We start from the raw sequence: 13,426 nt of genomic DNA on the forward strand, positions 1-13,426 counted from the left end.
AGTGCATTTTGAGTACGGGCTAACAGTATTCCTTTCTAAGTATGTCCCATCAATCCCAATTTACTCGCTCTCACCTCCGCCTGACGTCGATAATCTTGATCACCGTTGTCGTCAGCCTGATCACGCCTGATTCATGGAATCTCGTAACACGTGCTTTGGCCGGCTGGAATGTCGCGGTATGGGCGAATCTTTTGCATATGGGATGGCGGATGGCTACGTCCAGTCATGCCCGCGTGAAGGCGATTGCCGAACGTGAGGATGCTGGTGCGGGTACGATGCTGGCGATTTTGTCTATCGCGGCACCTTTAAGTTTGCTGGCGATTATCCTTGAGTTGACTTCGGCCAAAGGTTTGTCTGGCACGGATCAGCTTTTCCACTACGTGTTCACCGGGATTACAGTATTGGGGTCGTGGTTGCTGTTGGGCGGTATTTATACGCTGCATTACGCGCGGCTGTATTACCAGTCGGAGGCAAAAAGCAGGGCTTTACGGTTCCCTGATGCTGAGCTCAATCCTGATTATTGGGACTTCCTGTATTTCTCTTTTACAATAGCCGTCGCGGCACAGACTTCTGACGTGACGGTGATGTCTTCCGGGATGCGCAAGGCGGTATTGGTGCAGTCGGTGTTGAGTTTCTTTTTCAATGCCGCGATCATCGGTTTGTCGATCAATATCGCTGCCGGTCTGATCGGTAACTGAATGACACCGATTAGCTTTACTTCCTTGTCCGCCGCAGTGCCAGTTGCGCAGTCAGCTTGCCCATCTGCTTATAGAGTTTGCCGTAGCGTTTATCCCAGTCATAGACCGCACGGTATTGCTTGATGACGGTCGCAACATCGCCACGTGCAATCGGGCCGGTCAAGGCATGCTCCGGACCTATCTGCAATACATTCTCCGAAGTTTCCCGCACCAGCGAGGCCATCATCTTCAAGGCGATCTCCGGCGGTATGCCTGCTTTGCCATAGGCTTGTACAGCGGTATCCATTAAGGTCACTAGGTAGTTGGACGCGAACACGGCGGCAGCGTGGTACAGCACCTTGTCTTCGCCCCGGATGGGTACCGTTTGTGCACCTATGGCCTTGAATAATGGCTGGAGTACAGCGAGTGCCGCCTGATCGCCTTCGACTCCGCAATAGGTGCCGGCAAAGTCTGCCATTACCTTTTCAGGGACTGCGAAGCTGCGGATGGGGTGGATGCTGGCGACTGCCGCACCATGCTTACTGGCGTCCATCAGGATGCTAGAAGGCAGCGCACCACTGCAGTGGAAAACGATGCTGTCTGCGGATAGGCGTCCGCTGTTTGCCAGGGCGCTACAGCAAGCAGCAATCTGGTCATCCGGTGCGGCAATGAGGAAGATGTGTGCGGCTTGCAGGTCGGTGTAGTCGCTTGCGACGCGGCCGGCCCCGATGAAAGCAACAGCACGCGTGCCGCTTTCTATCGAGGTGTTGAGTATGTCTCGTAGTTGGATTGCCTGATGTTGCACCCACAAGCGTGCCAGCGTCTGGCCGACTTTGCCGCACCCGATAATCGAGAGTGTTTGCGGTTCGCTCATGGGTTAACACCTAACTGTTGACTTGTTCCAGCGCTTCTTGCTGTTCCAGCCATTCCGCTTCCAGTTGTGCCACTTCCTTGGTGTAGAAGGTTTGGTCGGCCAGCAGTTGTTTCAGTTCTTTTTTGTTCGCAGCATCGTAGATGAGCGGATCGGCCAGTTTTTCATCTACGCTGGCTTTTTGCGCATTGCGCTTGGCAATTTGTTCTTCCAGCTTTTTGATTTTCTGTTCTATCGGCTTTTTGCGTGCTGCCAGTTTTTGGCGTTCTTCCGCCTCTTGTTTCTTTTGCTCACGCTTGTCTACTGCGCTGACTGCAACAGCAGGGGCAACCGGGCTGGCTGATTTTTCCTTGACTGCCGGCAGGCTAGCGTTGGCTGCTGCATTTTTTGCATCCAGCTTGGTTTTGAAGAGCCAATCCTTGTAGTCGTCGAGGTCACCATCAAAAGGTTGCAGTTTGCCATCGGCAACGATGATGAATTGATCGGTGGTCGCACGCAGCAAGTGCCGATCATGGGATACCACTACCAGCGTGCCTTCGAACTGCGCCAGCGCCATGGTCAGCGCTTCGCGGGTTTCCAGGTCCAGATGGTTGGTTGGTTCATCGAGCAGCAAGAGGTTAGGGCGTTGCCAGACGATGAGCGCCAATGCCAGGCGGGCTTTTTCACCTCCGGAGAATGGTGCAATCTTGCTGGTAACCATCGCGCCGTTGAAGTTGAAGCTGCCGAGGAAGTTGCGCAACTCTTGTTCACGTACCGTTGGTGCAATATGCGCCAGATGCCACAGCGGTGATTCTTCATGGCGCAGCATTTCAACCTGGTGTTGTGCGAAGTAACCGATAGCCAGGCCTTTACCGAATTGCGATGAACCGTTCAGTGGTTGCAGTTCGCCGGCGATGGTTTTGATCAGCGTGGATTTACCAGCACCGTTGACACCGAGCAAGCCTATGCGCTGGCCGATTTGCAGTGAAAAATTGATGCCGGAAACGATTTTCTTTTCCGTGATCGAATAGTCTTTTTCATCCTCGATGCGGTAACCGGCATCGACGTCTTCCATCACCAGCAATGGATTTGGTGCATTCGCCGGTTCGCGGAATTCAAACGAGAATTCTGCCGCTGCGCGCAATGGCGCGAGCTCTTCCATCTTCGACAGGGCCTTGATCCGGCTTTGTGCCTGGCGGGCCTTGCTGGCTTGTGCCTTGAAGCGGTTAATGAAGGATTCCAGATGCGCGCGTTGGCGTGCCTGCTTTTCCATCGCGCTTTGGGCGAGGATCATTTGTGCTGCGCGTTGACGCTCGAAATCCGAGTAGTTGCCGGAGTAGCGCTTGAGCTTGCGCTCATCGATATGTACGATGACGTTGACGACACCATCGAGGAAGTCTCTATCATGCGAGATGACGATCAGGGTACCGGCGTAACGCTTGAGCCAGTCTTCCAGCCAGATGATGGCGTCCAGGTCCAAATGGTTGGTCGGTTCATCGAGCAGCAAGAGGTCGGATGGACACATCAGGGCTTGCGCCAGGTTCAGGCGCATACGCCAGCCACCGGAGAAGCTGGCGACTGGTTGATCCATTTGTGCCATCGTGAAGCCCAGGCCCAGCAGCAATTGTTCGGCGCGTGAACGTACGGTGTAGGCGTCGGCGTCGGCCAGCGCACTGTATAACTCACCGATCAGCACACCGTTGTCCAGCGTGTCGGGTTCGCTTTCGAGGAAGGCGAGTTCTTCTTCCAGGCGACGCAAGGTGACGTCGCCGTCAATTGCGTAATCGATGGCCGAGCGTTCCAATGGCGGGGTTTCCTGCGCTACATACGCGACGCGCCATTTGGATGGGAAGTCGATGGTGCCAAGATCGGCGTGCAGTTCACCGCGCAGCAAGCCGAACAGGCTGGATTTACCCGCACCGTTGGCTCCGATCAGGCCGATTTTGTCGCCCGGGTTGAGCGTGACATCGACGTTGTCGAGAAGCGGCTTGATGCCGCGCATGAGGGAAACTTGCTGAAAACGAATCATGTGGTTTGTAAGCCGACGGCGCCATGTATATCTATACGCCAGCGGCTTTGCTTCTTTAAAGAATGATTAAAAATGCCTAGCATTGTTGCCAGGCGAAATCGCGGCTCGCGGCATTCACAGGAATACACGCAAGCGGCGGGGCAGGCTGCCGGCCTGCCGGGTTACTGCGTCGGCATCATGCGATGCCGACGAATACGACTTTATTGCAATTGATCTGCGGTGATCAGGAACACCATATCGTCGCCGGCGCTGGTAGTGAGCCAGGTCAGGTTCAGGTCAGGGAAAGCCGCTTCCGCGAATTCACGTTCATTACCGATTTCGACCATCAGCAAGCCATTTGGTGTCAGGCGTTGACCGGCACCGGCAACGATCTTGCGCACCAAGTCCATGCCGTCGGTACCACCCGCCAGGGCGATTTGCGGTTCACGCAAATATTCCGGTGGCAGCTTGTCCATGGAGCCGGAGTTGACGTACGGCGGGTTGGTGATGATGAGGTCGAATTTGTATTCCGGCACATTCGCGTACAAGTCTGATTCGATCAGATTGATGCGATGGGCCAATTCATATTCTTCGACGTTACGCTTCGCTACATCCAGCGCATCGGTCGAGATATCGACCGCGTCCACATGTGCATTCGGGAAGGCATCGGCCAGCATGATAGGCAGGCAGCCGGAACCGGTGCACAGTTCGAGGATGTTGTTCACTTTGTCCGGATTGCTGACCCATGGCGAGAATTGTTCAGGGATCAGTTCGGCGATGAAGGAACGCGGCACGATGACGCGTTCGTCGACATAGAAACGATAGCCACCGAGCCAGCCCTCATTGGTGATGTAGGCGGCAGGCAGACGTTCGTCGGCACGCTGTTCGATGACGCGCAAGACCGCATCGACTTCTTCCTGCAGCAAACGCGCATCGAAGAAAGGATCGAGTTTATCCAGCGGCAACTTGAGCGTATGCAGGATCAGGTAAGCCGCTTCATCCAGTGCATTGGTGCTGCCATGGCCGAAGAAGAGCTTCGCGGTGTTGAAACGGGTCACTGCGTAACGCAGCAGGTCGCGAATGGTAGAGAGTTCGTTAGGCTTGATAGGCATGGTTCTGTGCAGCAAAGTGAAAGGATGATGCCTGATGCGAGATGCCGCAATCAGGCGGGTGTCCGGCGATCAGCCGGATGTAAATTTAGAGCAACAGGTTTTCCATCGTGCGGCGATAGATGTTTTTCAGCGGATCGATGAAGCGGACTTCGATGTGCTCATCGATTTTGTGGATGCTGCCATTCGGTGGTCCGAATTCGACGACTTGCGGGCAGATCTGCGCAATGAAACGACCATCCGAGGTGCCGCCGGTGGTCGACAATTCTGTCGTCACGCCGGTTTCGGACTTGATCGCATCGCTCATCGCATCGCTCAGTGTGCCTTTCGGCGTGAGGAAGGGATGGCCGCTGATAGACCATTTCAAATCATATTCGAGGCCATGCTTGTCGAGAATGGCATGCACGCGTTTTTGCAAACCGTCTACCGTGCTGGCGGTGCAGAAGCGGAAGTTGAAATCGATGACGACATTACCCGGAATGACGTTCGATGCGCCGGCACCACCGTGGATGTTTGAAACCTGCCATGAAGTCGGCAGATAGTATTCATTGCCGTCATCCCACTTTTCAGCGACCAGTTCCGCCAATGCAGGTGCGCATTGGTGGATAGGATTGCGCGCCAATTGCGGGTAAGCGATATGGCCTTGTATACCCTTGACGGTGAGTTTGCCGGACATGCTGCCGCGGCGGCCGTTTTTGATGGTGTCGCCCAATACATCGGATGAAGTCGGTTCGCCCACCACACAGTAGTCGAGTTGCTCGCCGCGTGCCTTCAAGGCATTACATACGATCACGGTGCCATCGGTCGCAGGGCCTTCTTCATCGCTGGTGATGAGGAAGCCGATCGAGCCTTTGTGCGCAGGGTGTGCCTGCACGAATTCTTCGGCGGCGACGACCATTGCGGCGATCGAGGTTTTCATATCCGCTGCGCCGCGGCCGTACAGCTTGCCTTCGCGTTGCGTAGGGACGAAAGGCGGCGAGGTCCATTGTTCGAGCGGGCCGGTAGGCACGACGTCGGTATGACCGGCAAATACCAGCAGTGGCTGCGCAGTACCCTTGCGTGCCCACAGATTGGTCACGCCATCGGACTCTATGGTTTCGCAAACGAAGCCCAGCGGTTCCAGCAATTCGATCAGGCGCGATTGGCAGCCTTTGTCTTCCGGTGTAACGGAGGAGAGTGCGATCAGTTCTTCGGTCAGTGCGAGCGTTTTGCTCATAAATTAATCTTGAAAAATTTGTTGATAAAGTTCATCGGAAAAACCGACGCTGGATTTCTTGTCCTTGAACAGGACCGGACGCTTGATGACGGATGGCGATTCCAGCATCAGCGCCGTTGCGCTGGCGTTATCGTTAATCGCCGCCTTGCGTTCATCCGGCAGCTTGCGCCAGGTCGTACCCTTGCGGTTGACCAGCACATCCCATGGGACGTCGCGTAACCAGGTCTTGATCAGGTCGGCGTTGATGCCGTCTTTCTTGAAATCATGGAACACAAAATCGATGCCATTGTCGCTGAGCCAGGTGCGGGCTTTTTTGACGGTGTCGCAGTTCGGTATGCCGTATAGGGTAATCGTCATGTCTACATCTTCAGGGTAAATTCGGTAAAACTTGCTTCTTCCTGCTCCGGTGCTTCTTCCTGCACGGTTTGTGCGGAGTTGTTCAGCAGCCAGAACAAATTGCTGGCCGAGTCGGCATGCGCCAGTGCCTCGTCCTGCGTCACGATGCCATCCTTGATCAATTGCATCAATGCCTGTTCGAAGGTTTGCGAACCTGGCGACAAACTCTTTTCTATCGCTTCCTTGATCAGGGCAATTTCACCTTGCTCTATCAGTTCGGCGATATGGCGCGTATTCAACAACACTTCAACAGCGGCACGACGGCGACCGTCGATGGCACCGATCAGGCGCTGCGACACAATCGCACGCAAGGTCGACGATAAATCGGCGAGCAGCGATTGCCGGTTTTCTATCGGATAGAAATTGATGATGCGCGTCAACGCCTGGTAGCTATTGTTCGCATGCAGCGTTGCCACCACCAGGTGGCCGGATTGCGCATACGCCAGTGCGGCTGACATGGTTTCCTTATCGCGTATTTCGCCGATCAGGATGCAGTCCGGTGCCTGGCGCAAGGCATTCTTCAATGCGATAGGCAAATCACTGGCATCGCTGCCGATCTCACGCTGGTTGACGATGGATTTCTTGTTCTTGAACAGAAATTCAATCGGGTCTTCCAGCGTCAGGATATGGCCGGTGGCGATGGTATTGCGATGATCGAGCATGGCGGCAATCGTGGTCGACTTGCCGGAGCCGGTCGAACCGACTACCAGCAGCAAACCACGTTTTTCCATGATCATATCGGCCAGGATAGGTGGCAGCGCGAGGCTGTTCAGCGCTGGGATCTCTCCCGGTACGTAACGCAGTACGGCGGAAATACTGCCGCGCTGGCGGAACGCCGATAAGCGGAAACTGCCGACACCTGTCACCGGGATGCCGATATTGAGTTCGTTTTCACGTTCCAGCTCTTCCAGCTTGGCTGGCGGGACAACTTCGGCCAACAAGCTCATGACGGCATTCTGGTCCAGCTTTTGCTGGTTGATGGGTACCAGATTGCCGTTGATCTTGATATGGATAGGCGAGTTGACTGCAATAAACAGGTCAGATGCTGCTTTTTCCTTCATCAGAAGGAATAATCTATCCATTGCCATAGCTGTCCCGGTTCAGGTAAATGAAAACGCGTGTTGCGGTACTACTTACTGATTAGTCGCGCAGCAATTCATTGATGCCGGTTTTTGCGCGGGTTTTTGCATCGACGCGTTTGACGATCACTGCGCAGTACAGGCTGTATTTGCCATCAGCGGATGGCAGGTTGCCGGATACGACGACGGAGCCGGCAGGAATGCGGCCGTAAGTGACTTCGCCGGTGGCGCGGTCATAAATCTTGGTCGATTGGCCGATATACACACCCATCGAGATAACCGAGTTTTCTTCGACGATCACGCCTTCGACGATTTCCGAACGGGCACCGATGAAGCAGTTGTCTTCGATGATGGTCGGGTTCGCTTGCATCGGTTCCAGTACGCCACCGATACCGACGCCGCCGGACAAGTGCACGTTTTTACCGATTTGTGCGCAGGAACCGACAGTTGCCCATGCATCGACCATCGAGCCTTCATCGACGTATGCACCGATGTTGACGAAGGAAGGCATCATCACCACGTTTTTGCCAATGAAGCTGCCGTGACGGGCGACCGCAGGAGGCACTACGCGGAAGCCGCCTTTGGCGAAATCTTCAGCGGTGTAGTTGGCGAACTTGGTTGGTACCTTGTCGTAGAATTGCATGTGGTCGCCGGATGGCATGGTGATGTTGTCTTCCAGGCGGAAGGACAGCAAGACCGCTTTCTTGACCCATTGATTCACAACCCATGCACCGCTGTCTTTTTGCGCGACGCGCAGTGTGCCTTCGTTCAGTTGGGCGATGACTTGCGCGACCGCATTGCGGACGTCGGCAGGTGCATTTTTAGGGGAGAAATCGGCACGGTTTTCCCAGGCTTGGTCGATGATCTGTTCGAGTTGTTGAGTCATTTGATGGTCTTGTCAGTTGAAAGAAATGATTACTAGGATTAGCCAGGATTAAATTAAGCGGCAGTGCTGGATAATTTTTTTGCGAATTCGACTATGCGTTGCGCTGCTTCGAGGCATTCGTCGACTTCGGCCACCAGCGCCATGCGGATGCGGTTCTGGCCCGGATTGATGCCATGCGCTTCGCGGCCCAGATAGCTGCCCGGCAATACCGTGACATTATATTCGGCATAGAGGCGCTTCGCGAATTCAACATCGCTGATGTCGACCAGTTTGTCGACCCTGGCCCACAGGTAAAAACCGGCGTCCGGTAGGGAGACGTCCATGACTTCCTGCAGCAAGGGGGTGACTTGCTTGAATTTCTTGACGTATTTTTCGCGGTTTTCAATCACGTGCTGTTCATCGTTCCAGGCTGCAATCGACGCGCTTTGCACGGAAGGGCTCATCGCGCTGCCGTGGTAGGTGCGGTACAGCAGGAAGCTCTTGATGATGTCAGCATCGCCGGCGACAAAGCCGGAGCGCATGCCAGGCACGTTGGAGCGTTTGGACAGGCTGGAGAAACCAATCAGGCGCGGATAGCCTTCGCGTCCCAGTTTATGGGCCGCTTCCAGGCCGCCCAATGGTGCTTCCGCCTTGAAGTAAATTTCCGAATAGCATTCATCGGCGGCGATCACAAAGCCGTAACGATCCGACAATGCAAATAATTCAGCCCAGTCATCCAGCGTCAATACCGCGCCGGCCGGATTGCCGGGCGAGCAGATGTACACCAGTTGTACACGCGCCCAGACTTCTGGCGGGACGCTGGCGAAGTCTGGTGCAAAGTTGCGCGCCGGATCGCAATTGACGAAATAAGGCTCGGCACCGGCCAGATAAGCGGCGCCTTCATAGATTTGGTAAAGCGGGTTAGGGCAGACCACCAGCGCCTGCTTGCTCGGGTCGATCACGGTTTGTGCCAATGCAAACAATGCTTCGCGCGAACCATTGACAGGCAGCACTTGTGTCGCCGGATTCAGTTTCGGCAGGTTGTAGCGGCGCTCGAGCCAGCCTGCAATCGTGGCGCGCAAGGCATCAGCGCCGGCGGTAGTCGGATAAGTGGCGAGGCCATCTAGGTTATCCGCCAGGGCTTTCTGTATGAAAGCCGGGGTCGGATGCTTGGGCTCACCAATGCCGAGGCTGATAGGGCGGTAAGCAGTATTCGGCGTGACGCTCGCAAACAGTTGCTTCAGTTTTTCGAATGGATAGGGTTGGAGCTGTTTAAGGAGTGGATTCACGGCAGAGAGCAGGAAATGTACGGTTAGTGTTCGGGTTAAATGTAAATTCACACGAGGTTCAAAGTGGCAACATTATACCGCCCATGACGACAGAACCGCTGCATGCGTAAAGTCTTGCTCCAAATGCTTGGAATCGTTGTGCCAAATGCTATGATTAGCCCCTTTTACGGCCTCTTTTGCCGCCTCCGCCATATTGGCTGGATATTTACTTTAAGCAGCATATTCTAGGAACGGTCGATAACGTGCGTCTAACTTCCATTAAATTATCGGGATTCAAGTCTTTTGTTGATCCGACGAATTTCCAGGTGCCGGGTCAATTGGTCGGTGTCGTAGGCCCGAATGGCTGCGGCAAGTCCAATATCATTGATGCTGTGCGCTGGGTTTTGGGTGAATCCAAGGCTTCCGAGCTGCGCGGCGAGTCTATGCAGGACGTTATTTTTAACGGTACGACCAACCGCAAGCCGGCCGGTCGTTCTTCGGTTGAGCTGGTATTCGACAACGGCGACGGCAAGGCTGCCGGACAGTGGAGCCAGTATGCCGAGATCGCGGTCAAACGCACGCTGACGCGCGACGGCACTTCCACTTACTACATCAATAACCAAGCGGTGCGCCGCCGCGATATCCAGGACATCTTCCTCGGTACCGGCCTCGGCCCGCGCGCCTACGCGATCATCGGGCAGGGCATGATTTCGCGCATCATCGAAGCGCGCCCTGAAGAATTGCGTATCTTTTTGGAAGAAGCTGCCGGCGTTTCGAAGTACAAGGAACGTCGCCGCGAAACCGAAAACCGCCTGCAAGACACCCGCGAAAACCTGTTGCGTGTCGAGGATATCCTGCGCGAACTGAATGCCAACCTGGAAAAGCTGCAAAGCCAGGCTGCAGTTGCGCAAAAATTCCACGAGCTGCAAGCCGACCAGGACGAGAAGCAAAAACTGCTGTGGTTGTTGCGTAAAACCGAAGCGAAAAACGAGCAGGAAAAATTCTTCCGCGATATCGAAAAAGCACAAGTCGACCTGGAAGAACAAACCGCCAAACTGCGTCACGTCGAAACCGAACTCGAGCATATGCGCCAGGCGCATTATGCAGCCGGCGATCGCATGCATCAGGCGCAAGGCCATCTGTATCAAACCAATTCCGAAATCGGCAGCCTGGAAGCGCAAATCAAATTCGTGATCGAATCGCGTACCCGCCTGCAATCGCAACTGAATTCATTGACCGCGCAGCGCGACCAATGGCAACGCCAGGGTACGCAATTCCAGGATGACCTGGTTGAAGCCGAGATGCATCTGGAAGAACAATCCATGCGCGTCGAGCAGGCGCAGGAAGCGGCGCAACGCGAGAATGATCGTTTGCCGGCACTGGAACAGGCATGGCGCGAAGCGCAGCTGAAAACCACCGAATCGCGCGGCAAAATCATGCAGGCGCAACAGCAGATCGAACTGGAATCAGCGCATCAACGTAACGCGTCGAATATCTTGTCCGGGCTGACGGTACGCCGTGAACGCCTGCAGCAGGAAAAGCAGGGCTTGAACCTGCCGGACAGCACGCACCTTGCCAACCTGAAGATGCAGCTGGAAGAGAAGCAGGCGACGCTGGAAGAAGCGACCGAGCAACTCGAAGTCGCGCAAGAGCAATTGCCGAAGCTGGAAGAAGAGCGCCGCGCCGCGCAGGAACAGGTCAATACCGAAACGGCGAACAATGCGCAGCTGGAAGCACGCCTCGCTGCCTTGAAGCAGTTGCAGGAAAACGTACAGACCCAGGGCAAGGTACAGCCTTGGTTGCAAAAGCATGAACTGGGTGAATTGCCGCGCCTGTGGCAAAAACTGCAAATCGACCAGGGTTGGGAAACTGCGCTGGAATCGGTCTTGCGCGAACGCACATCAGCGCTGGAAATGTCGAATCTGGATTGGGCCAAAGCCTTCTTCAACGATGCACCACCAGCCAAGCTGGCCTTGTTCACGCCAAATGCGACCGCGTCGGAAGCAGTGGAAACACCCGCCGGCCTCAAGCCTTTCCTGAACCTGCTGCAATTGAACGATCCGGGCTTGCGTGCATTGATGCAGGATTGGTTGCATAACGTCTATATCGCGGACGACACGGCAGCGGCTTTTGTCGATCGCAATAAACTGCCGGTTGGTGCCTACTTTGTCACCCGTCAAGGCCATGTCATCAGCAAAACCAGCGTGCGCTTTTATGCGTCCGACTCGGAGCAGGATGGCATGCTGGCACGCCAGCAGGAAATCGAAAACATCACCAAGCAATTGCGTGCGCAGCACATGCTGGCCGACGAAGCGAAATCGCGTTCTATCCGCTCTGAATCGGCAGTGACGCAAGCGACGCAACGTCTGCAGGAAATTCGTCAGCGCGTGAATACGCTGACTCAAGCAGTGCATGGCTTGCAAATCGATGTGATGAAGCTGTCCGAAGTGCAGGAGCGCTTCAACCAGCGCAGCACGCAGATTGCGACCGATCTGGAAGAAATCGCGCTGCAGGAAGCTGAGCAGCAACAGGTCAAGGCGGAGTCGGAAGCCAAATTCGAACAGCTGGATGGCGAATTGGGCGAGCTGCAGGAAACGCATGAAGAAGGCCAGACCGATTACCTGAACAAGGAGCAGCAGCTTAACGACGCCCGTCAACGTGTGCGCGAGCTGGAACGTGCCGCGCAGGAAACCGCGTTCGCCGAAAAATCGCAACGTAACAAGATTGAAGAATTGAAACGCAGTATTGCGACCGCGCTGGAACAGGCGGCGCAACTGTTTGCGAATATGCAGCAGGGCAGCCTGGAATTGGAAAGCCTGGACGACCAGGCGGCACAGGCCGGTTTGCAAAGCTTGCTGGATACGCGTAGTGAGCAGGAGCGTGCGTTGGCAGATGCGCGTCATGAACTGGATCAGTTGACGCAGCATTTACGCGGCCATGACGAAGCGCGCCTGCAGGCAGAGCGCAGCCTGCAACCACAGCGCGATCGTATTACCGAATTGCAGTTGAAGGAGCAGGCGGCTCGTTTGAACCAGGAACAGTACGCACAACAATTGATAGAAGCACAGGCTGACGAAGCTGCGCTGGCAGAGAAGTTGAACGGCGATATGCGTCCATCCTATTTGCAAGGTGAAGTCACGCGCCTGACAAATGCGATCGCCGCGCTGGGTGCAGTCAACCTGGCAGCACTGGATGAACTGGCGACCGCGTCGGAACGTAAAAACTTCCTCGATGCGCAAAATGCCGACCTGACCGAAGCGATCAATACGCTGCAGGATGCCATCACCAAGATCGACAAGGAAACCCGCGATTTGCTGCAGGATACCTTCGACAAGGTGAACCATCATTTCGGCGAATTGTTCCCTATCCTGTTCGGTGGCGGGCAGGCCAAACTGACGATGACCGGCGAAGAGATCCTCGATTCCGGTGTGCAGGTAATGGCGCAGCCACCAGGCAAAAAGAATGCAACCATCCATTTGCTTTCGGGTGGTGAGAAGGCATTGACGGCTACGGCCCTGGTGTTCTCAATGTTCCAGCTGAATCCGGCACCGTTCTGTCTGCTGGATGAGGTGGATGCACCGCTGGATGATGCGAATACCGAACGTTTCTGCAATATGGTGAAACGGATGTCCGCGCACACCCAGTTCCTGTTCATTTCGCATAACAAGATTGCGATGGAAATGGCGCAGCAATTGATCGGGGTGACGATGCAGGAGCAGGGCGTGTCGCGCATTGTGGCGGTCGATATGGAATCGGCGGCGGATTTTGCGGCAGAAGCGCAGACGGCCTGAGTGTAGCTCTGGCTGGCAGCTATAAGTTTTATGCAGTAGTGAGCAAGCGGAACGATTTGACGACTACATAGTCGGTGAATGGATGCTTTCCCGCATGTTTTTCAGAGGGTGGCCTGGCTTGACAAGCCAGGTTGCTAAAATTAACCTGAGTGCTAGAACTCATTTCA

10 protein-coding genes are annotated in these 13,426 nt (G+C 55.0%); 2 read left to right on the forward strand and 8 right to left on the reverse strand.

What is annotated here, in order from left to right; translation table 11 throughout:
* The first annotated feature begins 41 nt into the window (after positions 1–41).
* Positions 42–698, forward strand: coding sequence for a DUF1345 domain-containing protein (locus tag ACFQPC_RS03390; protein ID WP_382270199.1), 657 nt, complete (start codon positions 42–44; stop codon positions 696–698).
* A gap of 16 nt (positions 699–714) precedes the next feature.
* Here ACFQPC_RS03390 and ACFQPC_RS03395 read toward each other — a convergent pair whose 3' ends face one another.
* From ACFQPC_RS03395 to dapC, 8 genes are all read right to left on the reverse strand, one after another.
* Positions 715–1,551, reverse strand: coding sequence for a Rossmann-like and DUF2520 domain-containing protein (locus ACFQPC_RS03395; protein ID WP_382270200.1), 837 nt, complete (start codon positions 1,549–1,551; stop codon positions 715–717).
* A 10-nt stretch (positions 1,552–1,561) separates the two neighbouring features.
* Positions 1,562–3,529: an ATP-binding cassette domain-containing protein gene (locus ACFQPC_RS03400; protein WP_382271863.1), complete on the reverse strand. Its 1,968-nt coding sequence runs from the start codon at positions 3,527–3,529 to the stop codon at positions 1,562–1,564.
* Positions 3,530–3,756: 227 nt separating this feature from the next.
* The gene (prmB, locus tag ACFQPC_RS03405) at positions 3,757–4,647 is read right to left on the reverse strand and encodes a 50S ribosomal protein L3 N(5)-glutamine methyltransferase (protein WP_382270201.1); all 891 of its coding nucleotides are present in this window, start codon (positions 4,645–4,647) and stop codon (positions 3,757–3,759) included.
* Positions 4,648–4,732: 85 nt separating this feature from the next.
* Entirely contained in the window at positions 4,733–5,860 is a 1,128-nt protein-coding gene (dapE, locus tag ACFQPC_RS03410; protein ID WP_382270202.1) for a succinyl-diaminopimelate desuccinylase, read from the reverse strand.
* Between the two features lie 3 nt (positions 5,861–5,863).
* A complete protein-coding gene (locus tag ACFQPC_RS03415; RefSeq protein ID WP_382270203.1) occupies positions 5,864–6,217 on the reverse strand; it encodes an ArsC family reductase in 354 nt (117 codons plus the stop codon).
* A gap of 2 nt (positions 6,218–6,219) precedes the next feature.
* A complete protein-coding gene (locus tag ACFQPC_RS03420) occupies positions 6,220–7,344 on the reverse strand; it encodes a PilT/PilU family type 4a pilus ATPase (protein WP_382270204.1) in 1,125 nt (374 codons plus the stop codon).
* Positions 7,345–7,396: 52 nt separating this feature from the next.
* Positions 7,397–8,221 carry a 2,3,4,5-tetrahydropyridine-2,6-dicarboxylate N-succinyltransferase gene (dapD, locus tag ACFQPC_RS03425; RefSeq protein ID WP_012079922.1) on the reverse strand — a complete coding sequence of 275 codons (825 nt, stop codon included), beginning with the start codon at positions 8,219–8,221 and terminating at the stop codon, positions 7,397–7,399.
* A 53-nt stretch (positions 8,222–8,274) separates the two neighbouring features.
* Positions 8,275–9,489, reverse strand: coding sequence for a succinyldiaminopimelate transaminase (gene dapC, locus ACFQPC_RS03430; protein WP_382270205.1), 1,215 nt, complete (start codon positions 9,487–9,489; stop codon positions 8,275–8,277).
* Positions 9,490–9,731: 242 nt separating this feature from the next.
* On the opposite strand from dapC, the gene smc reads away from it, so the two are divergent.
* Complete coding sequence (gene smc, locus ACFQPC_RS03435) at positions 9,732–13,259, forward strand: chromosome segregation protein SMC (RefSeq protein ID WP_382270206.1); 3,528 nt, start codon at positions 9,732–9,734, stop codon at positions 13,257–13,259.
* Positions 13,260–13,426: the final 167 nt, after the last annotated feature.

The sequence above is a fragment of the Herminiimonas glaciei genome, from assembly GCF_042664955.1.
Taxonomy (GTDB): domain Bacteria; phylum Pseudomonadota; class Gammaproteobacteria; order Burkholderiales; family Burkholderiaceae_D; genus Oxalicibacterium; species Oxalicibacterium glaciei.